This is a genomic window from Pseudomonas bohemica (genome assembly GCF_002934685.1).
Lineage (GTDB): Bacteria > Pseudomonadota > Gammaproteobacteria > Pseudomonadales > Pseudomonadaceae > Aquipseudomonas > Aquipseudomonas bohemica.
Genome location: NZ_NKHL01000088.1, coordinates 32659 through 55773, shown reverse-complemented (window position 1 = coordinate 55773; position 23115 = coordinate 32659). Strand labels below are relative to the sequence as shown.

Below are 23115 nucleotides of genomic sequence, written 5' to 3'. Positions count from 1 at the left end.
GGATCACCGGGCTATTCACCAAGGAGCCTGTCATGGCTGATGAAACTGTAGCTACCGATGTTGTTGATACCGCTGTCGTGCCGGTGCCGGAGACTGCTAATGCTGTCGCGGAAGCTCCGGCTGTCCAGCCCACAGACTTGATCACCAAGCTTGAGACCATCCTCGCTGCCCTGGGGCATGAATTCCCATTGTTCTGGGATGAGGCTGTGGCCCTGGCGAAGAAAGCGCTGTAACTGAACGCGCCACGTTCTGATATGCGTCGGTGTGCTGGACATTGCCCAAAGCATTTGGCCGGCCTGTGACGTTCATTGAGGTAATGCCGATGGCCAGCCCGATTGATATTTCGGTAAGTGCTGACGTGAAAGCGCTGACTCGCGCCCTGACCAACTTTGCTTACAAGCAGGTTCCGTTTGCTACCGCGACGGCGCTGACGATTCTGGCAAAGTCGGTGCAAGAGGAAGAAGCCCGAAACATCGCCACTACGTTCAACAAGCCCAAGCCATTTACGAAGAACTCCGTTGGGGTGCAGGCTGCGCGCAAGGATCGACTCGTTGCTACCGTGTACGTCAAACCCATCGCAGCCAGGTATCTGGCGCCTTATGAAGAAGGTGGGTTGCACATGTTGCCGGGCCGGGTGCTTCTCAACCCGAAGAACATCAGGCTGAACAACTACGGACAACTGCCACGCGACATGCTGGCCAAGCTCAAGGCGCGGTCTGACATTTTCATCGGACCTGTCAAAGGGAAATCCGGGACGATCAACGGTGTCTGGCAGCGGGTGCCTGCGGTAGCGGGACAAGCCGCGAAGCGTGGGCGAGCAGCGAAAGCCGGACAGGCTGCGCATCTTAAGCTGCTCATTCGATTCGGCTCAGCGATTCCAGTGAACAAACGGCTGAACTACCGGAGCAGGGCTCAGGCAATCATCAGCCGGGGATTGCGAACTGCGTTCACGGAGGCGATGGGCAATGCGATTGCCTCGGCCAGGTAAGTGTTGGGCCGGGCAGGTAAGGGGTAGGGTAGCGGACTGCCTATTTTGCACCCTGGTGGGCGGTGTTGGTGGCCCCTCCTCGGTCGCGGGTCCCTCCCCGCCCTTCTGACACCGAGGGCATTGCGCGGCGTGCTGCATCTCTAGCTGAAAACTTTTTCAATTTGGGTAACAGGTAACAAAACACCCCTATGAACCAGAGCGAATTCGCAGTCCTGCACGGAGTCAGTCGCAAGACCGTGACAAAGTGGAAAGAGCGCGGCTGGCTTGTGTTTGCGGGAAGTGCGGTTGATGTAGAAGCCTCTAATTCGATCATTGCAAAGTATCGCCGTGATGGTTTGGAAGCTGTTACCCAAGTGTCGGAATCTGTTACCCAAACCAAATTGGGTAACAAGAATCCAGCATCGGGAAAAGCTGTTACCCCCACTGCAAAACGGGTAACAGTCAAACTCGGCGAGACGGTTGATCAGGCCACAACTCGGATTTTGATCGCCTCCGGCGCCAACATGACTATCGATGAGGCGAAGCGGGTCAAGGAGAACTATCTGGCGCTGCGCGAACAGCTTGAATACGACCGGGAATCGAAACAAGTAGTAGCCGTCGATGATGTTGCGCGCGCCGTGGGTGATGAATACGCGAAGGTGCGCAGTCGTCTGCTGGCCATCCCATCAGAGCATGCCCCCCGCATCAGCCGGCTGAAAACAGTGCTAGAGGTAGAAGACGCCCTGCACGGCATTATCGTTGAGGCGCTTGAGGAGTTGACCCAAGATGGAAGCGGGATCAACCAATAGTGCGCGCCGGTATGAGGAAGGTTATGAGGCATTAACCGTTGCGCTGCTTTTGGCTCGACGCAGAAACATTCAGCCACCTCCGAAACTGACGCTCAGTCAATGGGCAAAAGAATATGCAGTCCTCTCGCGAGAGACGAGTGCCCAGACTGGCCGGTTCCATGCATTTGCTTATCAGAACGGCATCATGGACGCGATTACCGACCCCACGGTCGAGATGGTTACCGTTCAAAAATCGGCGCGAGTCGGATACACGAAGATCCTCGACCATGCGGCCGGCTATTACATCCATCAGGACCCGTCGCCCATCCTTGTGGTGCAGCCTCGGGTAGAGGATGCCGAAGACTACAGCGTCACTGAGATCGAGCCGATGTTGCGCGACACGCCAGTTCTGGCAGAGATCGTAGGTGACCTGAAAAAGAAGGATTCGAAGCAGAAGATCAACAAGCGGGTGTTCCGCAATGGCGCCTCGATGTCATTCGTGGGTGCGAACAGTCCAGGCGGCTTTCGCCGGATCACCGCTCGAATTGTTCAATTCGATGAGGTTGATGGCTACCCAGTGATGGGCGCCGGCAAGGAGGGCGACCAGATCAAGCTGGGTATCAAGCGGACTGAGACGTTCTGGAACCGCAAGATCATTCTCGGCAGCACGCCGACGGTCAAAGGCGAAAGCCGGATCGAGAAGAGCTACGCGAACAGCGACCAGCGGAAATATTTTGTGCCGTGCCCGCACTGTGGTGAATACCAGGTGCTGGAATGGGGTAGCCCCGACACGCCCTACGGCATGAAATGGGACAAGGACGAGTCCGGAAAAGGCATTCCCGAAAGCGTCTTCTACGTCTGCAAAGCCACAGGTTGCGTGATCCTGGAAGACGACAAGGAGGACATGGTCAACCAAGGTGAGTGGCGTGCAACCAGGCCGTTCAGAGGGCATGCAGGCTTTCACGTCTGGGCCGCGTACAGCCTGTTCGTCAACGCCGCCTGGAAAAACCTCGTCGCCGAATGGCTGGAGGTGAAGGATGACCCGCTCATGCGTCAGACTTTCGTCAACCTGGTGCTCGGTGAAACGTACGAGGATCGTGGCGACCGGGCATTGCAGGAGGATCGCCTCGCGGCACGCTGCGAAGTGTGGCCTGCAGAAGTTCCTGATGGCGTCGCGGTGGTTACGGTAGGCGTGGATACCCAAGGCGACCGGTTCGAGTGCGAGGTTGTCGGCTGGGGTATGAACGAGGAAAGCTGGTCGATCGACTTTGAGGTGATCGAAGGCGACATGGAAACACCTGACCCTTGGGATCGGCTCGATGCGTATCTGCAGCGCATCTGGTACCGGGGTGACGGTCGTGGCTTTGAAGTCATGGCGGTCTGTCATGACTCCGGCGGTAACCACACGCAGAAGGTCTACAACTTCGCAAAAGCGCGCTTGGGTCGCCGGGTCTGGGCGATCAAAGGTGAGTCGGCGGTAGGCGGTAAGCGCTCACCGATCTGGCCTACGAAAACGCCCAGCAAGCGCAACAAATCGACATTCCGTCCGGTGATCATCGGAGTCAATGCGGCAAAGGACTCGATCCGTTCCCGGCTGCACCTATCGGCGCACGGGCCTGGCTTCATGCACTTCCCGGTGGACCGAGATATCAACTATTTCGCACAACTTACAGCCGAACGGTCTGTTCGGAAAACGTCAGGCGGCCAGGTTTATCGGATCTGGGAGTTACCTCCCGGTCGAGCGAACGAGGCCCTCGACTGCCGTGTGTATGCCTATGCCGCGTTGTGCGGGCTGATGCATTTGGGCCTGAGACTGAACAAGCGCGCCGAAGAAGTGAATGCCCTGATAGGGCCTCCGGTCGCACGTGTCGTGTCTTCGCCTGAGGATTTGCCTGGGCCATCGAGCGCATCGTCACCAGCAGTCATTCTAAAACAGAAAAAAAGGTCGTCCTCGATTTCAAGGATGGCATAGGAGAGTGCTGTGTTTACCCCTAGGCTCAACAACTTCAGCGGCGTCCCCCAGGAAACCTTGCAGCTCTGGCTGACGCAATCGCAGCAGGCTCTGCACGACCTGAGCACCGGCGGCAAGGGCGAGTCATACCGCTACACCCAAGGCGACGGCTCCAAGTCCGTGACCTACACCCGCGCCAATCTTGGCGATCTGCAGGCCCACATCAACGCCCTGCTTTATGCCCTCGGCATGAGACGGCGTCGAGCTATTCGACCGGTGTTCTAAATGACGACTCCCTCTCTAATCGTGGATACACGGGGCCAGCCCTTGATGCCTGCGGCCCCAGAGGCAAAGGGCAATGCAACTCTGCTGACCGAGGGGATGACTGGGCAATCGGTGTTCCCCTACGAGGCGGCCAGTTGGGCTACTCAGGAGATGGGAGACTGGCTGCCATGGATTAACTCGCCAGATTCGGAAATCAATCAGTTCCGCGACCGCATGGTGGCGCGCAGTCGCGATCTTGTGCGCAACGACGGCTGGGCGGCTGGCGGCATTACACGGATTCTGGACAACACCGTCGGCGCTGCAATGCGGCTGTCGGCCAATCCAGATTACCGGGGGCTGGCCGCGCTTAGCGGTAACCGTAAGTTCGATGCTGTCTGGGCGGAGGAATTCCGGCGTGAAACCGAAGCCCTGTGGCGTGGATACTCGGACGATATCGGCCGCTACAACGACCTGTCGCGAAAGCTGACAGTGGCGCAACAGCTGCGACTGGCGCTGCGACACAGGCTGGTGGACGGTGATTCGCTGGTGGTCACGTACTGGAAGCCAGACCGCGTCGGTTATGGTCGGGGAAATTTTGCTACCACTTTTAGCCTGGTCGATCCTGACCGGCTGTCCAACCCTTACCAGATGGTGGATAGCGCCTACATGCGCGGCGGTGTCGAAATCGACGACGACGGTGCGCCCGTGGCCTACCACATTCGCAAGGCCCATCAAAACGACTGGTACAACTCGGTCGAGAGCATGGTGTGGGAACGGGTTGTGCGTGAGGACGACGACGGTTGGCGCAGAGTCATCCATGACTTCGAGCATGACCGCGCCGGACAAAACCGAGGCGTTGGCGTTTTCACTCCGGTTCTGGCGCGCTTCAAAATGTTGGCGCGGTACTACGGCGTCGAACTCCAGGCGGCCACAATCGCAGCGACGTTCGGGACCTATGTCACAAGCCCCTACGATCCGGCTCAGGTCGCCGAAGCGCTGGATGACAGTGATCAGCTTTCCGCCTATCAAGAGATGCGTGCCGATTGGGCCGAGCAACGGCCAGCTGTGCTTTCTGGCGCTCGAATTCCGACGCTTGCGCCGGGCGAGTCGATTACCTCCGTAGGCGCCGCGCACCCACACAACGGGTTCGGCGAGTTTGCTCACGAAATGCTGCGCACTTTTGCAGCGGCAGCGGGTATTTCGGCTGAGCAGGTCACTCAAGACTGGTCTAAGACAAACTATTCCAGCGCCCGAGCAGCACTGCTCGAAAGCTGGAAGACCCTGACACGGCGTAACACTGAGTTCAAGATCGGGACCGCTACGCCCATGTACGCCTGCTGGATGCATGAGGCGATGGACCGAAACATGTTGCCGCTACCGAGCAATGCTCCTGACTTTCTGGAAGCACGCACCGCGTACTCGCGTTGCGACTGGCTGGGTGTGGCTCGAGGCTGGGTCGATCCGGTCAAGGAAAAGCAAGGTGCCATTCTCGGTATGGACGGCGGTCTGTCCACGCTCAAGCGCGAGTGTGCTGAGCAGGGGCTGGACTACGAAGAAGTCATCCAGCAGCGCGCCGCAGAAGTGGCGCAGTTCAAAGAGGCCGGGCTGCCCATGCCGAGCTGGTTCGGTGACAACGCTACCAACGCCTCGACCCCTGAAGAAGAGCCAACAGCACAATGACCAACTATCCACACCTCGCGCAGAAGCTCTTCAACGTGCCGCTGGCAATCACCCCGCAAAAGGCCGAAATCGTGATGGCTGCTCTTGCAGATCGCTTTGGTCTGGCGCGGCTGTTTCATGCCGACGGTCGAGTGGTCGCGCTCGACGACTGGGATGGCGATATTGGTGATCCGGCTGAGTCCCGGGCTTATGAAGTTGTGCAGGGAGTGGCGATCATTCCCGTGACTGGGACTCTGGTGCAGAAGCTGGGCACCTTGCATCCCTACAGCGGCATGACCGGATACGACGGGCTGCGTGCTTGCCTGAGCATGGCCTTGGACGACAAGAAGGTGAAAGCCATCGTCCTGGACATCGACAGTCCTGGCGGCGAGGTCGCCGGGTGTTTCGACCTGGCCGACTCGATCTTCAAGGCACGGGGGAAAAAGCCGATTTGGGCCATCCTCACCGAATCCGCTTATTCAGCCGCGTATGCCTTGGCCAGCGCCTGCGACCGCATCGTAGTGCCGCGTACCGGCGGTACTGGCAGCGTGGGCGTGATCTGCATGCACGTCGATATGTCCAAGGCCCTTGGCAGTGCGGGCGTCAACGTCACGCTGATCCACTACGGTGCTCGCAAGGCTGACGGATCTGATTCACAGCCGCTTTCGAAAGAAGCAATGGCGCGATACCAGTCTGATGTCGACGCAATGGGTGAGCTGTTCGTAAGCACCGTTGCCCGCAACCGGAGGCTTTCGGTCAGCACTGTTCGAGGCACCCAGGCCACCACGTTTCTTGGCGCTGACGGCGTCGAGATTGGCTTCGCAGATGCCGTAATGGCCCCTGACGAGGCTTTTCGTTCCCTGCTCGCCGAGCTGGGCTGAGTTTCAACCCTCCCTAATATTGAGGTTCACCATGTCCAAGCTTTCCCGCGTGGCGAGCGCGCTTTCGTTCGCTCACCTGGCTGGTATCGGCTCTGCACGCGGCAAGAATGCTCGCGCTGAAGATGAAGACGACGACCGCATAGATGATGTTCAGGATGATGATGTCCGGGACGATGATGAAGACCGCGACAACGGTAACGGCAAGCGCGGCCGCAAAGCCAAAGGTGCCAAGGCTGATGACGATGCCAATGACGACGATCAAGACAATGAAAATGCCGCTGACGAGGAGTTAGAAGAAAACGAAGACGATGGCAAGAATTCTCGCCGGGCCCGTGGAAAGTCGGCCTCCGACAATGAAGATGATGATGTTGACGCAGAGGATGACGAGGACGAAATGCACGGCAAGAGTGCTGCCGCCGGTGCCCGCCGTCGTGAGCGCGCTCGTTGCGCCGCGATCTTCAGTTCGCGCTATGCGGCCAAGAATCCAACTCTGGCCGCCAACCTGGCGTTCAACACCAGTATGACTCGAAGTCAGGCGTTGGCTGTTTTGCGCGATGCCCCTGCTGGTGCGCCTGCCGGCGGAGGCCGTGCCGACCGCAATCCCAACCTGGGCACTGGCGGCGATCAATCCCCCAGCCGCCAGGCGTCGATTGCCAGTCGCTGGGATCGTGCCATGTCCCAGGTTGCCATTCGCTAATCGCGCCGCCCCATCGTTTATCAGGAGAAAATCAACATGGCTTACACCCCACAGACGCCGCTGACTGAGAACCGTCACGCTGCAGGCTTCATCATTTCGCTCTCCAACGGCCACCAATCCATTGACCCTATGCTCTTGGCACAGGGTAGTGGCCGTGTACAGCCCGGCACCGTCATCGGTTTCACGTCTGAAACCTTTACCGCCACAGGCGCCGCGACTGCCGGCAATACCGGTGATGGTGTGTTGAGCGACCTTGCCGCCACGTCCCCTGCGATTGCAGGCACCTACACCATCACGATGACTACAGAGACTGAGTTCTCGGTAGTCAATCCAAATGGCGAAACTGTGCCCGCCCTGGGCGGTACTGTCGATCTGGAGGGTGATGCGGTCGTTGATGGGCCGGGTACGGTCGGCGTTGTGTTCAACGCTCAAGGCATTGGCTTTCTGCTCTCTGCGGGCGCGACTGCATTCATCGAGGGCGACAGCTTCACGATTGTTGTTACCGACACAGGCGGTGGCTGGGCGCCGATCACCAGTGCGTCAAGTGGTGTGGTCACCTACGGTCTGCTGTATGGCATCGTCGACACCACCAACGGTGATGGCCCAGGCTCTGCGGTCGTCCGTAACGCCGAAGTAAACGCTTCCGAACTGGTCTGGGATGTGTCGCTTAGCGCAGCCCAGCAAAACGCAGCCACGGCCGCCCTCCAGGCGCAAGGCGTCATCTCGCGCTGATTTGGCGCTTACCCACTCGACCCGCTTCGGCGGGTTTTGTTATTTCTAGGAGCCGAACTCATGGCCTCGTTGGACGTGTTTCACCAGGACATCTTTACCGGGATTGCCCTGACCACTGCTGTTGAAAAATACCCCTTCAAGCCGACTGGCATCGGAGATCTTGAGCTGTTCGAGCCGGACCCGATCCGCACTACCGCGCTTGCGGTTGAGCAACGTCAGGGGAAGCTGGTTCTGATCCCGTTCAGTGAGCGCGGCGAAGAAGGCACCCAGCGCACAACCGAAAAACGCCAGGCGCGCTACTTCGACGTGCCTCGCTTGATGCATTCGGACACGATCACGGCGCAGGAAATCCAGAATATCCGTGCGTTCGGCACCGAGTCCGAACTGATGCAAATCGAAACCGAAGTGGCCCGTCGCGTAAACGGCCCAACCGGCCTGACCAGCAATATCGAATACACCTGGGAATTCCAGCGTTTGGCCGCCATTCAGGGGCTTTGCCTGGATGCCTCGGGCGATGTGAAGTTCGACTGGTTCCAGGAGTTCGGCATCAGCAAGCCGGAAGACATTGTGTTTGACCTGACCCTCAATGCAGATGGCTCGGCGGTCAAGCCGAATTCGGTGCGTCCGTTGTGCAACGACATCGTGCGGACAATGGCGCGTAAATCTCAGGGTGCTTTCCTGCCAACCACTGAGGTGTATGCCCTCTGCGGCGACGACTTCTGGGACAGCCTCACCAACCACCCGGATGTGACGCGGACCTACTATAACTGGGCGGCCGCTGCTGAGCTTCGTCAAGGTAATGCGTTCCAGGCGATGCGCTTTGGCGGCATCAACTGGTTCAACTACCGTGGCTCGGATGACGAAACCACCATTCGTGTGAAATCGGATGAAGTGAAGTTCTTCCCGAAAGGTGCCCCTGGCATCTTCAAGGTGGCATACGCGCCTGGTGAGACCTTCGAGTGGGTCAATACGCCGGGCAAGCCCATCTACATTCTGCCGATCTTTGATATCCAGCGTAAATCGTGGTGGAAGGTTGAGGCGTACAGCTACCCGCTGCACATCTGCACCCGTCCTGAAGTACTGCTGTCCGCCAAGCTGAAATAGCATGGCGATTGATTGGGACAAGGTGGTCCTCGGACCACTTGAGAGCGTCTTCGGTGAGGGTGATTCATCGGGCGATTCCATCATGTTCTACCCCGACGGCGCGGCTCCTTACGCGATTGACGGTGTGTTTGATGCCGCCTATCGGGATGTGAACCTGGTCGATCCCATGGTCGATGCAAACACCACGCAGCCGGTGCTGGGTGTTCGTCTCTCAATTTTTCACGCGCAGCCCCAACCGGACGATCAGGTTTACATCCCAAGCACGGGGAATATGTACCTCGTCAAAGAGGTTCGTCCTGACAGCCATGGCTGGGCGAAGTTGATGCTGGGGGTGATGCAGTGACCACTACGTCTGAATTGAGGCTGCTGGCCGTGGACGGCCTAAAAGGCGTGACGCTCGCGGGCGACAATGTGTTTTCCGCCAGGACCTGGGCGACATGGAAAGGTGTCTATCCGGTGCTGTTCCTGCAATCACCGATTGAAGACATGGAGTCGTTGGGTCGCAATGGCGCCCCCCAGTTTACGGTCACGACCACCTTGGTGATCAGTGCACGCGTCGAGGTCAAGACCCTGCCTCGCAACGCGGGCGCCGCGCAGGCCACGCTTGAGCTGGAGCAGATCCAGAACCAGATCAAGATAGCGCTGATCAATTACTCGCCGCTGATGAGTCAATTGCAACAGTACCCGTTCATTCGCTCTGAAATTAGCGTGAGCAGTGAAGGCGAATCGGAACTTGCCGAGTTGGTTATGCAGATTGGGCTGGAGTTTTACCAGGGGCCTGAGGATTTCTATCCGGTGCCAACAACTGCACTTGAGCAAATGGACATCAGCAGCGACCTGACCAATGTCGTCGACACCACTGGCGTCTACTCCGATGCCGCGTTCCCTGACTCGGTGATACCCGCCCCACGTACTGTCGGCCCCGATGGTCGCGCAGAGGGTGGCCTTTTGATCGACCTTCCTTCACAGGAGTAAACATGCACATTTACCCAACGCCCGGTTTGAAGGTGCGCGACCCGGTGAAGCGGGACTTCTTGCCCGATGAGGGCCGGGAAGTTCCAGATAGCGATATCTACTGGCGTCGTCGTTTAAAAGTGGGTGACGCCACGTTGGATCCGCCCAAGGCAGCCTCATCCGTAGCCACCAAGGTGGCAAAGACCCCATCCAATGAAGGGAGCGACAGTCAATGAACGTCCCGTTCAGCACCATCCCGTCCAATCTACGCACTCCGCTGTTCTACGCGGAGGTCGATAACTCGATGGCCAACAGTGGTTCGCAGACCCAGCGGACGTTGATTATTGGTCAGATCACCTCGTCGGGTAACGGCGTGGTTGATGTGCCGGTGCTTGGCCAGGGTGTCAGCGATGCCAAGGCCAAAGGTGGTTTGGGCTCCATGCTGGCGCTGATGACAGATGCTTACGTCGCCTCGGATGACTTCGGCGAGATTTGGTTCTTACCTCTCGCCGATGCCGACGGCTCCGTTGCCGCTGCCGGTACTGTGCTGGTTGAGGGCACGCCGTCCGAAACGGGGGTGATCTCCCTGTATATCGCCGGTCAGTTGATCAGCCTTACGGTTACGACAGGTGAAACTGCCACTGATATTGCCACTGCGCTGGCGGCGCTCGTCAACAGCACTACCGATTTGCCAGTGACTGCGACTGCATCCGCTGCGACGGTGACGATCACAGCCAAGAACAAGGGGCTGGCGGGCAACGAGATTGACCTGCGCTTGAATTATCTGGGTACTTCAAGCGGCGAGGCGGTCCCTACTGGACTTGCCTTGACGCTGACCCAGTTGACTGGTGGTGCGACAAACCCGGTGTTGGACGCGGCAGTGGCTAACCTCAGTGACGAAGCTTTCGACTTCATTGTCAGCCCCTACACCGACACGGCATCGCTGAATAGCCTGAAAAGTCTGCTCAACGATAAGACGGGGCGCTGGAGCTATGCCAACCAGATTTACGGCCACGTCTTTGCTGCCTTGCGTGGCACGCTTGCTACGCTGGCCACCGCAGGTACGGCTCGCAACAACCAGCATGAAACGGTCCTGGGGTTTTATGATTCCCCAACTCCGGCCTGGGTGTGGGCTGCTGACCTCGCAGGTACTGCGGCGGTGGCGTTGCGTGCCGACCCCGGTCGCCCGCTGCAGACACTGGCCCTTAGCACCGCGCTGGCGCCGCCGTCGTCTTCTCTGTTCACCCTGGGTGAGCGCAATACGTTGCTCTGGGACGGGATCTCAACGTTCACGGTGTCCAGCGATGGCACGGTGGCAATCGAGAACTTGATCACTACGTATCAGCAGAACAGCTACGGCGCCGCCGATGACAGCTACCTGCAGGTAGAGACACTGTTTTTGCTGATGTACGTGCTACGGGCTCAGCGCACCCTGGTGACCTCGAAGTATGCCCGCGTCAAGCTGGCCGCCGATGGGACTCGGTTCGCACCAGGCTCCGCGATCGTCACGCCCAAGATCATCAAGGCAGACCTCATCGCCCAATATCAGGAACTGGAATACAACGGCTATGTGCAGGATTCTGACACGTTCGCGGAAGCGCTCATCGTCGAGAAAAACAGCACCAACCCGAATCGAGTCGATGTTCTCTGGCCGGGTACCCTGATCAACCAGTTGCGTATCTTCGCGCTGCTCGCTCAGTTCCGCCTGTAACCCAGGCCATCTCTCAACTGCCGCCCTTGAGCGGTTTTTTTATGCCTGGAGAAAATCATGGCTGATACGACCAACCGCCTCGCTGGGACCTGTTACCTGTCCGCCGATGGTGTCAGTTACATGCTTGCCGGAGATTTTTCCTACAAGGTGTCTGGGGTTACCCGAGAAACCCTGACGGGGCTGGACGCCGTACACGGCTACAGCGAAAAACCGGGTGCTGGTGCTATCTCGGCGTCCCTGCGCGACGGCGGAAATGTGAGCCTGGCGGACATCAACGCCATGAGCAACGTCACCGTTGTGGTCGAGTTGGCCAACGGTAAAACCATCATAGGTCGCAACATGTGGACCCTTGAGCAATCTGAATCCAAAGCCGCCGACGCCACTTTCGAAGTGAAGTGGGAAGGCCCGTCCGTTACGGAGAGTTGATCCATGTCTGAAGACGAAACCACTATCACCCTGAGCAAACCCGTGGCAATCGGTAAAGGCGACGCAGCTGTCACCTACGAGGAAATCACACTCCGTGAGCCGACGGCAGGCGAAATGGAGAAAGCCAGCCGGGCCGACACCTCGATTGGCTCTGCGATCACCCTGATCAGCCTGGTTGCGGCTATCCCTCGCAGCGCGGTAGAGAAGTTCAGCAAACGTGACCTGGTGGCAGCGAACAAATTCCTCGAGGGTTTTACCGAAACTGGCTCCTCGGAGGAGGCTGGCCAGAGCTGATTGCCGAGCTGACTCGCTACTACCATTGGGGACCACGAGACGCGTGGTCGCTGACTTTGACGGAATTGGGCTGGTGGAATGACCAAGCCAGACGAATGGCGGGGTAACCATCGTGGCCAACACCTTTACGATCACGATCAGTGCGGTAGACAAAGCGACTGCGCAGGTGCGCAAGGTCAACGACGCGATCAGTCGGCTGACGCGACCGTTTGAGGATGTTGGTAAGTCGTTCAAGAGTCTGGGGCGCGAGCTTGGTTTCGAGAAGATAGGCAAGAACCTCGGCAGCATTGGCCGTGACGCACGTGGCGCTGCCGGCAGTATCGGCTCCATCGTGACACCGTTGGCGGCTATTACAGGCATTGGCAGCGTGGCCGGTGTTGCAGCGCTGGCCAACAACTGGTCAAAGCTGGGGCGCTCGATTGAAAACAGCTCTCGCGGCATTGGCGTGACTGCCGGACAGTTGCAGGGTTTTCAGGGCGCAGCCAGGATGGTTGGCATCGATTCGGAGACCACCACGGCCAGCCTCGATAGCCTTGCAACCACTATGCAGGATGCGCAGTGGGGGCGTAACCAAGGCGCGCTACTGATGCTGAACAAGCTTGGTATTGGCCTGAAGAAAACCAAAGACGGGGCGAATGACGTCGTGGGTGAGTACAAGGCCATTGCCAATGCGATTGCGGGTGAGAAAAATCCGCAGGTTCAGGCGCTGATCGCAAATAGCCTGGGCCTGGGCGGAATGTTGCCGTTCCTGCGTGAAGGCGCCGCCGGCATTGAGCGTTACGAAGCCACGGTAAAACGCCTCGGTTATGTCATGAGCGATGACGCCGTGCGGCGTGGAAATGAGTTTTCTCAAAGCCTGTCGGGTCTCGGAATTGCCGTAGACGGGGTTAAAAACTCCATTGGTGACTCGCTGATTCCCGCGATGAAGCCGCTGGTGGATCAGTTCTCCAACTGGTTAGCCGTCAATCGAGAACTTATTGCTGCCGATATCGGTAAATTGGCCGAGGGCTTTGCCACCTGGATCAACCAGATTGATTGGAAGGCGGTCGGGCAGGGCATCATTGATTTTGGTAAGGGGATCGGCAAGGTCGTGGACTGGCTGGGTGGCTGGCAGAACGCGGCGTTACTGGTCGTCGGAGTGATGAACGCCGGGTTGATCAGCAGCGTTGTGGGGCTTGGCCTGAACTTGGCCAGGGCGGGCATTGGTATTGCCTCGTTTGTTGGCTTACTGACTGGCTGGAAAACGGCTGCTGTGGCGGCCGAAGTGGCTACAGATGCTGCCACCGCAGCGGCCGCCCGATCTGCTGGTGCAGGTATCGCAGGTCGTGGTGCCGTCCTCGGCATAGGTGCTGCGGTTGCGGGCGTTGGTGCGATGTTTTACTCACCAACCTTGAACGACGGGGAAGATGCAGAAGTTGCCAAGATCAGGGCCCGGCAAGGGTTGCCACCTACTGAGCAGCAGACCCCACAGCAAGCCTACAAAGAGGCGGCGACATCCAAGGCATGGCAAAAACTGCAGGGTGCTAACAAGGACAATGCCTCCTTCTATAAAGACTATTTAGAGTCCATGGGGTGGAGTAAGGCTGCTGCGAACGGAATCATTGGCAATGGAATCGCCGAAAGCAATCTCGATCCGAAGGCAATAGGCGACTGGGGCAGGGCGAGAGGGATTTTCCAGTGGCATCCGGATCGCCAGAAAGACTTTGAGAATTGGTCTGGTTTTAAGATTACGGATGACCGTGCTGATGCATTGAAGCAGATCGAGTTCGCTAATTACGAACTTACGATGGGTAAAGAGAAAACTGCCGGGGATCGTCTGAGGAGTTCGGCCTCTGCTGGAGACGCCGGGGAAATTGCTTCAAGGCTTTGGCTCAGGCCAGGCGTTACGCAAGAAGCAAAAGACCGAGAAGCAGAGACCCGCAGATCATTGTCCGATCAGCTATCGCTACCTGTATTTGCGCCCAAACCGATGTCAGCCAATAGCGGGTCGAATACAAGTCTTCAGCCTAAACCTACCGACGTGCTGATCAATCCCGTCCAATTGCCATCGTCAAATACTGCTGTCACGGCTGCCCCTCAACCCGCTACCGCTCCGCAAGGCCCCTACAGCCAGGGCGCAACGGGGGGAGAGGGTGGAACCGTGAAAGTCGAGATCCAGCACAAGAACGCCCCGGAAGGCACCAAAACGAAGGTTGAAACGTCAGGAAATGTCCAGGCGTCGAGCCGTATCGCCCACTCAGGAGTTGGAGCAATCGCATGAGCCTTCTTTCGGACATCATCCAGATCGCCCACGACTCCAACCAGACGTGGCAGGATCTTCTGCATCAGGCGTCTTTCCGTGGCGTGCCATTCGCTGTCTATAGCGGTGACGCACGCTTCGGTCGGCGGTTGGCACTGCATGAGTACCCGGGGCGTGACAAGCCCTACATCGAAGACATGGGACGGGGCACGCGCCGAATCCGGCTAACCGGTTTTCTGATTTCAGACAGCCTGGTCTACGGTGGTGGAAGCGCAATAGCGCAACGTGATGCCCTGGTTGCCGCAGCGGAAACGTCAGGGCTCGGTGCGTTGATGCACCCGACCCTTGGCTTATTGCGGGTGGGCGTGCCGGTCGAGGGGCTTAGCGTGTCTGAGCGCTGGGATATGGGCCGCTACTTTGAAATCAGTTTCACCTTCATAGAGTCCGGGGATCGCATCTTCCCGGTAACCACCTCCTCGACGGTGAGCAAGCTGGATAAACTGGCCAGTGCCCTGGGTGTATCTGCCGCGCTGGATTTTGTGCGCAAGGTTATCGGAGGGGTTACGGCGGTGATTAACGCCGTGGAGGGTGTGATCAAGTTCGGCAAGGCCATCGTTAGCATGGTGGTCAGCGTCGTGGCAGGGTTCCAGGAGTTGGTTGGACAGATTACCCGCGAGGTTCGCAGCATTACGGGTCTCGGAAGTCTGCTCACCGGTAACTTCAGTCGCTACACCAGTGGCAACGTTAGCAGTGCTCTAGTGGCCAGCAAGAAGGCCAAGGACAGCAGTGCGACCATGGCTGACCTTATCGCCGAAAATACCGAGAATCGTGCTGCCGTCGATGTGGCCCTGGACAACCTCACTGACGCTGCTGAAAACCTCGACGCCTCGACCGGGGATGCATTCACCGACGCTGTTACAGCATTGATGGATGCGGTGGTAGACAGCGTTGCAGATCCTGGCAAGGCAATGACCTTGCTCGGCACGTTGGCCAGTTACACCTCTGACGAGTTCACCAGCAGCAGCGCCATTGGAGAGGGAAAGGCAACGGCCCAGGCGGCGACCAGCGCGTTGCTGCGCCGTGCTGCAATCGCGGCACTGGCTCAAGTTGCGGCTACCTACGCGCCGGTGTCCTACGACGATGCTCTGTCGACAATGCAGACGGTCACCGGCTACATCGACGACGAGATTCTGGTGGCCGGCGACGCGGGCGACGATGAAACCTACACGGCCTTGCGCACCCTACGGCAAGCGGTAGTGAGCGCACTCAGCAGCACGGGCGCCACCCTGCCACGGCTGGAGACCTTCACGTTTAAGGCCTCGATGCCCGCACTGGCCATGGCCACCCGGCTTTATCAGGACCCCAGTCGGGCGACGGAGCTGATAGAGCAGGCTGATCCTATTCACCCGGCCTTCATGCCCACCCGTTTCAAGGCTTTGAGTAGCTGAAGCGCTCATCATCGCGACACAAGGCAATTTATGAGCACTGAAGATTTAACTATCACCTCTGGGGATATAGCCATCACCGGCTGGACCGATATTCGCGTGACGCGCGGAATCGAGCGCCTTCCCAGTGACTTTAGTATCGGTCTCACCGAGCTATACCCGGATGAGTTCAGCAAGATTGACATAGAGCCGGGCGCTGCCTGCGAGGTCCGTCTGGGCGATGACCCCGTGGTGACAGGCTACATTGACCATTTTTTGCCAAGCATCGGCCCGAGTGATCACTCAATGCGAATCACCGGGAGGTCGAAGTGCTCAGACCTTGTTGACTGTGCAGCGGAATACGACGGTGGGCAGATCAGCAATGCATCGGTACTTGGGGTCGCGCAGAAGCTTGCATCGGTCTACGGCCCCAGGGTGAACGGTGTCGCCGAGGGCATTGCGGTCGCTACCAGCGTGGCAGATCTGCCTATCCTTCCGCAGACCAACATTATGTTGGGGGAGAGCGCGTTCGAGATCATTGACCGCATGGCGCGTTTTTCAGCAGTTCTGGCCTACGACCTTCCGGATGGCAGCCTGTTGCTATCTCAGGTGGGCACCCGGCAACTAGGCGCTGGAGTGGCTGAGGGCGTCAATGTCCAGCGTGCCTACATCGACTACTCGGCTGATTTGAATTACTCGAACTACGACGTCTACCTGCAATCAACCGATTTGTTTATGGATGCAGGTAATACAGGGAACTTCAAGTTCACTGCGACTGATGTAAACAGCAAGCGCCATAGACGGATGGTGATCATCTGCGAGAGCGCAAGCATGGGGATTGATATTGCTGAAAAGCGCGCGGTGTGGGAAAGGTCTCGTCGCTTTGGCCGTTCGAGGGTAGTGAAGGTCGTCGTCGATGGCTGGCGTGATCAGGATGGGAAGTTGTGGGAGCCCAATACATTGATCCCTGTCTCGCTTCCCCGACTTAAATTGCCCTCTGCGCTGCTGCTGCTCAGCGAGGTGACATTCCAGCGAAATGACAACGCCGGGACCACTGCTGAATTGACGCTGATGGCCCCTGAAGCGTTCTCCCCGCAACCGATCAACCTTACCCCGCTCTGGGGTGATGTTCCGCAGGTGTACTAATGAGCGGCCCAACCGATTACGACGGTGTCATGCAGAGATTGTGGCGCCGCGTACAGCTCATGTCGGGCTGGGCGCGGGTAACGGTCAGTGAGGATCTGCAGGGGGCTCAGACTCTTCAGGTGAAGTTGAACGATTCCGAGACCCGAGACAATACGCCGCGTATTGCTGAATTTGGCTTCACGTCTCGGCCGCCAAACGGCTCTGACGTTCTAGTGGTCTTTCTGGGCGGGGATCGATCAAAGGGCGTGGTGGTTGCCACCGGACATCAGGCCAGCCGTCCACTGGGGCTCTCCACTGGTGAAAGCATGCTCTACGACCTGTGGGGCAAGCAGATCTACCTGACAGAAAATAATGGAATCGTTGTCGAGGCTGGCAGGACGCCTGTGACAGTAAACAACTCGACCTTGGTCACCATAAACGCCTCGGACAGTGTCGTGATGAATACACCCTTGCTAAAAGTCAGTGGCGATATCCTCGACAACTATGACAGCAATGCGCACACGGTGGCTCAGATGCGAGAGATCTATAACGCGCACAAACACGGCGACAGCCCTGTCCCGGATCAGTTGCAATGAGCGATATCACCACAACATGGATCGTCAAGTCTGGCAGAGGCGATTGGTCAGTGACGGGTGGCGCCCTCGACAGCGGCAATGACCTGGCCACCGCTGTGCTCATCAGTCTTTTCACTGATCGGCAGGCTGATAACGATGATGATATCCCTGATGGGAGTACCGACCGGCGTGGCTGGTGGGGGGATCTGGATGAGGATGTACACATCGGTTCGCGCCTTTGGTTACTGGACCGAGCCAAACTGACGCAGAAGAATGCCAACCTGGCCCAGGTGTATATCAAGGAATGCCTTCAGTGGATCCTCGATGATGAGGTCGCGGCTGGAATCACCGTGGGGACTGCCATCGTCGGGCAGAATCGGCTCAATGTCATCGTGACGATTACCCGAAGCGACGGCACCAATCTTCCCCTCAAGTACAGCTGGGTTTGGAGCTGACCCCCCCCAATCTTTTGATCGCCTTCGCAGGGCGATTTTTTTTGCCTGGAGTTTCCCCGATGCCATTCGCTCGCCCGACGCTATCTGATCTTCGCGCGCAGGTAGCGGGCGATATCACTGCCGGCCTCAGTACTGATGGTCTGTTGCGCTTCTCAAACATGAACGTCACAGGTACTGCCTTGGCCGGCATGGCCCACCTGCATTATGGCTATCTGGACTGGATCGCCAGGCAGGGAGTGCCATTCACTGCGTCGGCTGAGTTCCTCGAGGCCTGGGCGGCACTCAAGAAGATTTACCGGAAGATCGCGACTTCCGCGACGGGGCAGGTGACCTTTCAGGCCACCGCCGGGGTCGTGATTGACGCCGGCACAGAGGTCATTCGAAGTGACTCGGTGGCTTTCACCGTCGATGATTCGGTGACCGTTGATGCAACAGGTGTGGCTGTCGTGACAGTGACTGCCGTCACTGCGGGTGAGGCAGGTAACACACCGCTGGCCAGCATCATGACCCTAGGCGCCTCGATCACGGGGGTTCAATCCAGCGGTAAGGTTACGGGCGTGATCACTGGTGGGGCAGACCAAGAACTGGATGAAAGCCTTTTTGAACGGATGCTGGCGGCCTACCAGAACACTCCAAATGGTGGGGCCAGTGCCGATTACGTGACATGGGCGCTCGAGGTCTCCGGCGTCACCCGTGCGTGGTGTGCACCTAATGGATTTGGAACCGGCACCGTCGTCATCTACACGATGTTCGATGACGCAAATTCAGCCAACCAGGGATTCCCTCAAGGAACCGATGGGGTTTCTGAAAATGACAATCGTGCAACCAGCGCAAACTTGGCCACGGGTGACCAGCTTACGGTTGCGAACAGTGTTTTCGGTGAGCAACCCGTCACGGCGATGGTTTATTGCTGTGCACCTATTCCCACATCAGTGGCGTTCACCATCACCGGTCTCACCAATGCTTCGACCTCGACCAGGGAGGCCATTGCGGCAGCAATCTCCGAAGTTTTCACGGAGCAGGGTGCCCCGTTGGACGATGACTCATTTGTCGCGCTTTCCGACATCGACTCTGCGATCGCCGCGGTCGCTTCTACAAGTGGATTCGTCATCACCTCGCCCGTTGCGAACCTGACTAACACGCTGGGTCATCTCCCGACCTTGGGCACCATCACGTATGAGTGATTCGTCAATGTCCAGGTATTCCTTTTCAAGCACAGACTTCACCTCGGCACTACTCGGCCTGCTACCACGTGGTCGGGCTTGGCCAAAAGAGCTGTCCAGCGTACATGCTCAGGCAGTCTCCTGCTTTGCCCCAACGTTTCAACGGTCATGTGATGCTGCGCTGAACCTGCTCATCGATACGTTTCCAGCCACCACCGTCAATTTTCTTGCGGAGTGGGAGTCAACGCTCGGGCTTCCCGATCCATGCTCGGGTATTTCCCCTACCGTTCAAGGTCGTAGAAACCAGGTTGTTGCTCGTTTTTCAAACACGGGCGGCCAATCCATTCAGTTCTTCACGTCGTTCGCACTTGGGCTCGGATACACCGTATCGATCACACAATATGCGCCTTTTCGGTGTGGCCAGAGCGCCTGCGGTCAGCAGTTGGGCGGTGAGGATTGGTTCTTTACATGGGCCATAAATAGCCAGGTCAACACTGTTACTTATTTTCGAACTGGCCAATCAGCCATGGGCGATCCCTTGGCGTCCTGGGGAAATGCCGTGCTTGAGTGCGAGATGTCCAGTGCTAAGCCAGCCCACACCATCCTTCAGTTCCATTATTCGTGAGGCATTAGATGTATCAGATTGATAACTCAACTGCTGTGGCGGCAATACCGGCCAGCACGGCCGCCGGTACAGCCGGGTATTTCACCGATGGCAATCCAGCCACTGGTGTTCCTGCGACGATCATGCCGGCCGAATATCAGAATATGTTGATGATGGAGATGCTGAATGTTTTGGCAGCTGCTGGCATCAATCCGTCCAAGTCTTCATTCAACCAATTGGCGCTTGCCATTCGCGGGCTGTCCTCCGGCGCAGTTGGGCAGGCCCGAAATCTAAAGGCATCGATAAGCAGTGCATCGGCTACTGCGACATGGACAGCGGATGAAATAATTGTCGAGACTGCCCTTGGTGGACAGACTTATCGTCTGGCGAATTTCAACAAGACCGTCAACCTTGCCACCACTGGCGCAGGCGGCATGGATACCGGCACGGCACCGGTGTCCGGCTACGTTGGTATCTATGCCATCTATAACCCAACGACGGGCGTATCTACGCTGCTCGGGGTCAATGCCGCCACGCTGCTGCCAGAGGTCTATGGCGGGGCGAACATGCCCACCGGGTACACGGCTTCCGCCCTGATCAGCGTATGGCCGACCAATGCAAGCAGCCAACTGATCACCGGTTTTCAACTCGGCAGGGAAATAAACCGGACAACAGGCGTTACCGTACTTTCTGGCAGTTCACTGTCGACTACTTTCGGCCCTGTTGCAGTGTCAGCGGCTGTTCCGTTAAACGCTAAAAGCATTGGTGGGACAGTCTCCATCCAAGCCACCGCCGGCTCTGGTGGGATATCCATGAACGTGGCATCGGATTCTCTCGGCACTGGATCGCGGGGGGTGAACGGTGCAACGGCGACCACCAACGGCTTAGCGGGAGCCTTTGAAAATCTTCTCATCTCTACAGCGCAGCTTATTTATTTCAACGGCCTGGTAAATGGCCCAACTGCGTACACCGATACCATCGTGGTCGGTAGATACACTTTCTAGGAGGTTTGCGATGTACGTACAGTTTGATGATGAAACTCAGGCCAAGATCATTACCGTATTTTCTGAGCCCCAAGATCCTGAATTCTGGCCCAATCAGGGGGAAGTTGATGAGGCTGATCAGCGCTACATCGACTTCCTATCCTTGCTAACCCCATCAGCACTGGTTGTCGCACAGGCTGAGCGGGATCGCCTATTAGGCGTAGCCGCCCTGGCCATAGCGCCGCTTCAGGATGCTGTGGACTTGGACGAAGCTACTGATGATGAGGTGGCGCTTCTTAAGAACTGGAAAACGTTTCGTGTGGCCGTTAACCGTGTTTCCCAACAGGCAGCTTACCCGGAAGATATTGACTGGCCCGTAGCTCCAAGGCTCGCATAATTGATGAGTTGGGAATTCACGACGTGCTATCCTCTATGCTAGCTGCCCGCAGGCGACAAAAATAAATTGACTCTGGTTGGAGATGCATTCGATATGGAGCTGACCTCGGTCTCTGAGAAGCTACCTGTAAGACTATCTGTATACTTTGACATCTTGCGCGTATTTGCCGCGTTACTTGTCATGGTTTCTCACTATCCGCTTACGGTTGGTATGTATGGAGTCTTGTCAAGGACAAACTTTGCCTATGATGCCGTTGTGGTATTTTTTGTGCTATCTGGTTATGTTATAAGTTATTCTGCCAATGTATTGGAGAGCGGGGTTAAGGAGTTTACAGTAAATCGAATCGCAAGGATTATGCCAGTTGCGGCAGCCGCTATTGCATTTTCTGGAATTTGCTTTTCTATATATTCTGGGGCGAGGCCAGACCTTTACGGTGAAAGTTCTAGCTTCTCTCCTTGGTGGGTTATTGTATTTCAATCGTTATCTTTTACTAATCAGGCTTGGACTGCCAACGATATGCCATTTTCGAATGGTCCATACTGGTCTCTCGCATTTGAGGTTTGGTGCTATATAGCTTTCGCTGTTTTATTTTACGCCAGAGGTTTTGCGCGGGTCGTACTGTTTTTTGCTATATTGGCGTTGCTAGGGCCGAAGCAATTAATAATTCTACCTATGTGGTTTGCTGGAGTGGCGGCCTACAGATTTCGTAACAGTTTAGACATTTCTAAACGTGCTCTTAAGGTCTTTGTGCTCCTACCTGTAGTTGTCTATTTTGCTGTCCAGATTCCAATGCCGCGCGACTGGTCTTATGTATACGTTGGAAGATATGTAGAGTCTTTTCTAGGGTTTGGTCTGGACGGTGCTGCTAATTTTGGCTGGGGATATATCCTATCCGCCTTGGTTGCTTTGCATATTTATGCCTTTGGCAAGCTAAGCCAAGGTGCGAGCATGAATATGGAGTCCGTTTTTGTCAGGTTGGTTAGGTTTCTCTCGAGCTATACATTCACCCTCTACCTTTTTCACATGCCAATATTTAAGCTTATTCTCTCGGTTGCCGGTAAGAATATGTCTGATTTTGGAGCAGTCTATAGACTGTCTGTCTACCTGGTAACGTTCGTCATAGTCTATTTTATCGGCAACGTAGTTGAGCATCGGAAAAAGCTCTATAGGGAGTGGGGTCATAACTTACTGAACGTTATTAGTCCAATATTTAGACCTCGCCTAAAGACCTAGCATCCGCAGCCATAAGTCAACGCAGCCCGCCATTGTGCGGGCTTTTTTACGTCTTGAGGAAAGTGAAATGTCGATCACGCAAGCGCAACTCATCACGACCTTGCCGAGTTCGGCCAAGGTCGCAGCTACCTTTGTGCCTGTGCTGAACACCGCAATGGGCAACTTCCAGATCGTCACGCCGGCGCGCATCGCGGCATTCATTGCACAGGTCGGGCATGAGTCTGCTCAACTGACGGTTCTGGTAGAAAACCTGAACTACAGCGCCGATGCGTTGCGCAAAACATGGCCGAGGCGATTCAGCGAATCCCTGGCCGCCGAGTACGCCCGCAAGCCGGAGAAGATCGCGAACATCGCCTATGCCTCTCGGATGGGCAACGGCGCTCCCGCCAGTGGCGACGGCTGGAAGTACCGGGGCAGGGGGCTGATTCAGATCACCGGCAAGGACAACTACCGCAAATGCAGCGATGCGCTGGCGCTCGATCTGATCAC

27 protein-coding genes are annotated in these 23115 nt (G+C 57.1%); all 27 read left to right on the top strand.

Translation table 11 applies throughout. The features are described from left to right. A partial coding sequence (locus tag CE491_RS30180; RefSeq protein ID WP_234407528.1) for a hypothetical protein occupies positions 1–233 on the top strand: 233 nt, incomplete at its 5' end. An 83-nt stretch (positions 234–316) separates the two neighbouring features. Continuing rightward, positions 317–988, top strand: a complete 672-nt coding sequence (locus CE491_RS05970; protein WP_234407527.1) for a hypothetical protein — start codon at positions 317–319, stop codon at positions 986–988. 188 nt (positions 989–1176) lie between these two features. Beyond that, positions 1177–1776, top strand: a complete 600-nt coding sequence (locus tag CE491_RS05965) for a hypothetical protein (RefSeq protein WP_110947427.1) — start codon at positions 1177–1179, stop codon at positions 1774–1776. Further along, complete coding sequence (locus CE491_RS05960; protein ID WP_110947426.1) at positions 1754–3727, top strand: phage terminase large subunit family protein; 1974 nt, start codon at positions 1754–1756, stop codon at positions 3725–3727. Before CE491_RS05965 ends, CE491_RS05960 begins: the two co-directional genes overlap by 23 nt. A gap of 9 nt (positions 3728–3736) precedes the next feature. Next, entirely contained in the window at positions 3737–3991 is a 255-nt protein-coding gene (gene gpW / locus CE491_RS05955) for a gpW family head-tail joining protein (RefSeq protein ID WP_110947425.1), read from the top strand. Then, positions 3992–5650 (top strand): phage portal protein, encoded by a 1659-nt coding sequence (locus CE491_RS05950; RefSeq protein ID WP_110947424.1) that lies wholly within the window; start codon positions 3992–3994, stop codon positions 5648–5650. After that, positions 5647–6510, top strand: coding sequence for a S49 family peptidase (locus CE491_RS05945; protein WP_110947423.1), 864 nt, complete (start codon positions 5647–5649; stop codon positions 6508–6510). The genes CE491_RS05950 and CE491_RS05945 overlap by 4 nt, the downstream gene beginning before the upstream one ends. Positions 6511–6541: 31 nt before the next feature. Beyond that, a complete protein-coding gene (locus tag CE491_RS05940) occupies positions 6542–7207 on the top strand; it encodes a hypothetical protein (protein WP_110947422.1) in 666 nt (221 codons plus the stop codon). A 36-nt stretch (positions 7208–7243) separates the two neighbouring features. Next, the gene (locus CE491_RS05935) at positions 7244–7939 is read left to right on the top strand and encodes a head decoration protein (protein ID WP_110947421.1); all 696 of its coding nucleotides are present in this window, start codon (positions 7244–7246) and stop codon (positions 7937–7939) included. Positions 7940–7999: 60 nt separating this feature from the next. Further along, entirely contained in the window at positions 8000–9043 is a 1044-nt protein-coding gene (locus CE491_RS05930) for a major capsid protein (protein WP_110947420.1), read from the top strand. Between the two features lies 1 nt (position 9044). Then, entirely contained in the window at positions 9045–9386 is a 342-nt protein-coding gene (locus tag CE491_RS05925) for a head-tail joining protein (protein ID WP_110947419.1), read from the top strand. 29 nt (positions 9387–9415) lie between these two features. Next, the gene (locus CE491_RS05920; protein WP_234407526.1) at positions 9416–10018 is read left to right on the top strand and encodes a phage tail protein; all 603 of its coding nucleotides are present in this window, start codon (positions 9416–9418) and stop codon (positions 10016–10018) included. A 2-nt stretch (positions 10019–10020) separates the two neighbouring features. Next, positions 10021–10233 carry a DUF2635 domain-containing protein gene (locus CE491_RS05915; RefSeq protein ID WP_110947417.1) on the top strand — a complete coding sequence of 71 codons (213 nt, stop codon included), beginning with the start codon at positions 10021–10023 and terminating at the stop codon, positions 10231–10233. After that, positions 10230–11708, top strand: a complete 1479-nt coding sequence (locus tag CE491_RS05910; RefSeq protein ID WP_110947416.1) for a phage tail sheath subtilisin-like domain-containing protein — start codon at positions 10230–10232, stop codon at positions 11706–11708. Before CE491_RS05915 ends, CE491_RS05910 begins: the two co-directional genes overlap by 4 nt. Positions 11709–11765: 57 nt before the next feature. Further along, positions 11766–12134 carry a phage tail tube protein gene (locus CE491_RS05905; protein WP_110947415.1) on the top strand — a complete coding sequence of 123 codons (369 nt, stop codon included), beginning with the start codon at positions 11766–11768 and terminating at the stop codon, positions 12132–12134. Between the two features lie 3 nt (positions 12135–12137). After that, positions 12138–12428, top strand: a complete 291-nt coding sequence (locus CE491_RS05900; protein WP_110947414.1) for a phage tail assembly protein — start codon at positions 12138–12140, stop codon at positions 12426–12428. A gap of 112 nt (positions 12429–12540) precedes the next feature. Next, positions 12541–14688: a phage tail tip lysozyme gene (locus CE491_RS05890; RefSeq protein WP_110947413.1), complete on the top strand. Its 2148-nt coding sequence runs from the start codon at positions 12541–12543 to the stop codon at positions 14686–14688. After that, on the top strand, positions 14685–16115 hold the full coding sequence (locus CE491_RS05885; RefSeq protein ID WP_110947412.1) for a DNA circularization protein: 1431 nt from the start codon (positions 14685–14687) through the stop codon (positions 16113–16115). Before CE491_RS05890 ends, CE491_RS05885 begins: the two co-directional genes overlap by 4 nt. A gap of 30 nt (positions 16116–16145) precedes the next feature. Beyond that, on the top strand, positions 16146–17237 hold the full coding sequence (locus tag CE491_RS05880) for a phage baseplate assembly protein (RefSeq protein ID WP_110947411.1): 1092 nt from the start codon (positions 16146–16148) through the stop codon (positions 17235–17237). Further along, on the top strand, positions 17237–17812 hold the full coding sequence (locus tag CE491_RS05875) for a phage baseplate assembly protein V (RefSeq protein ID WP_110947410.1): 576 nt from the start codon (positions 17237–17239) through the stop codon (positions 17810–17812). Before CE491_RS05880 ends, CE491_RS05875 begins: the two co-directional genes overlap by 1 nt. After that, a complete protein-coding gene (locus CE491_RS05870) occupies positions 17809–18246 on the top strand; it encodes a phage GP46 family protein (protein ID WP_110947409.1) in 438 nt (145 codons plus the stop codon). Before CE491_RS05875 ends, CE491_RS05870 begins: the two co-directional genes overlap by 4 nt. Positions 18247–18305: 59 nt before the next feature. Continuing rightward, positions 18306–19430 carry a baseplate J/gp47 family protein gene (locus CE491_RS05865; protein ID WP_110947408.1) on the top strand — a complete coding sequence of 375 codons (1125 nt, stop codon included), beginning with the start codon at positions 18306–18308 and terminating at the stop codon, positions 19428–19430. Between the two features lie 7 nt (positions 19431–19437). Continuing rightward, positions 19438–20034: a YmfQ family protein gene (locus CE491_RS05860; protein WP_110947407.1), complete on the top strand. Its 597-nt coding sequence runs from the start codon at positions 19438–19440 to the stop codon at positions 20032–20034. Between the two features lie 8 nt (positions 20035–20042). After that, positions 20043–21017: a hypothetical protein gene (locus tag CE491_RS05855; RefSeq protein ID WP_110947406.1), complete on the top strand. Its 975-nt coding sequence runs from the start codon at positions 20043–20045 to the stop codon at positions 21015–21017. 10 nt (positions 21018–21027) lie between these two features. Then, on the top strand, positions 21028–21393 hold the full coding sequence (locus CE491_RS31035) for a tail fiber assembly protein (RefSeq protein WP_324880242.1): 366 nt from the start codon (positions 21028–21030) through the stop codon (positions 21391–21393). 93 nt (positions 21394–21486) lie between these two features. Further along, positions 21487–22626: an acyltransferase family protein gene (locus CE491_RS05845; RefSeq protein ID WP_110947404.1), complete on the top strand. Its 1140-nt coding sequence runs from the start codon at positions 21487–21489 to the stop codon at positions 22624–22626. 67 nt (positions 22627–22693) lie between these two features. Further along, positions 22694–23115, top strand: a 422-nt coding sequence (locus tag CE491_RS05840) for a glycoside hydrolase family 19 protein (protein ID WP_110947437.1), incomplete at its 3' end; no start/stop codon positions are given.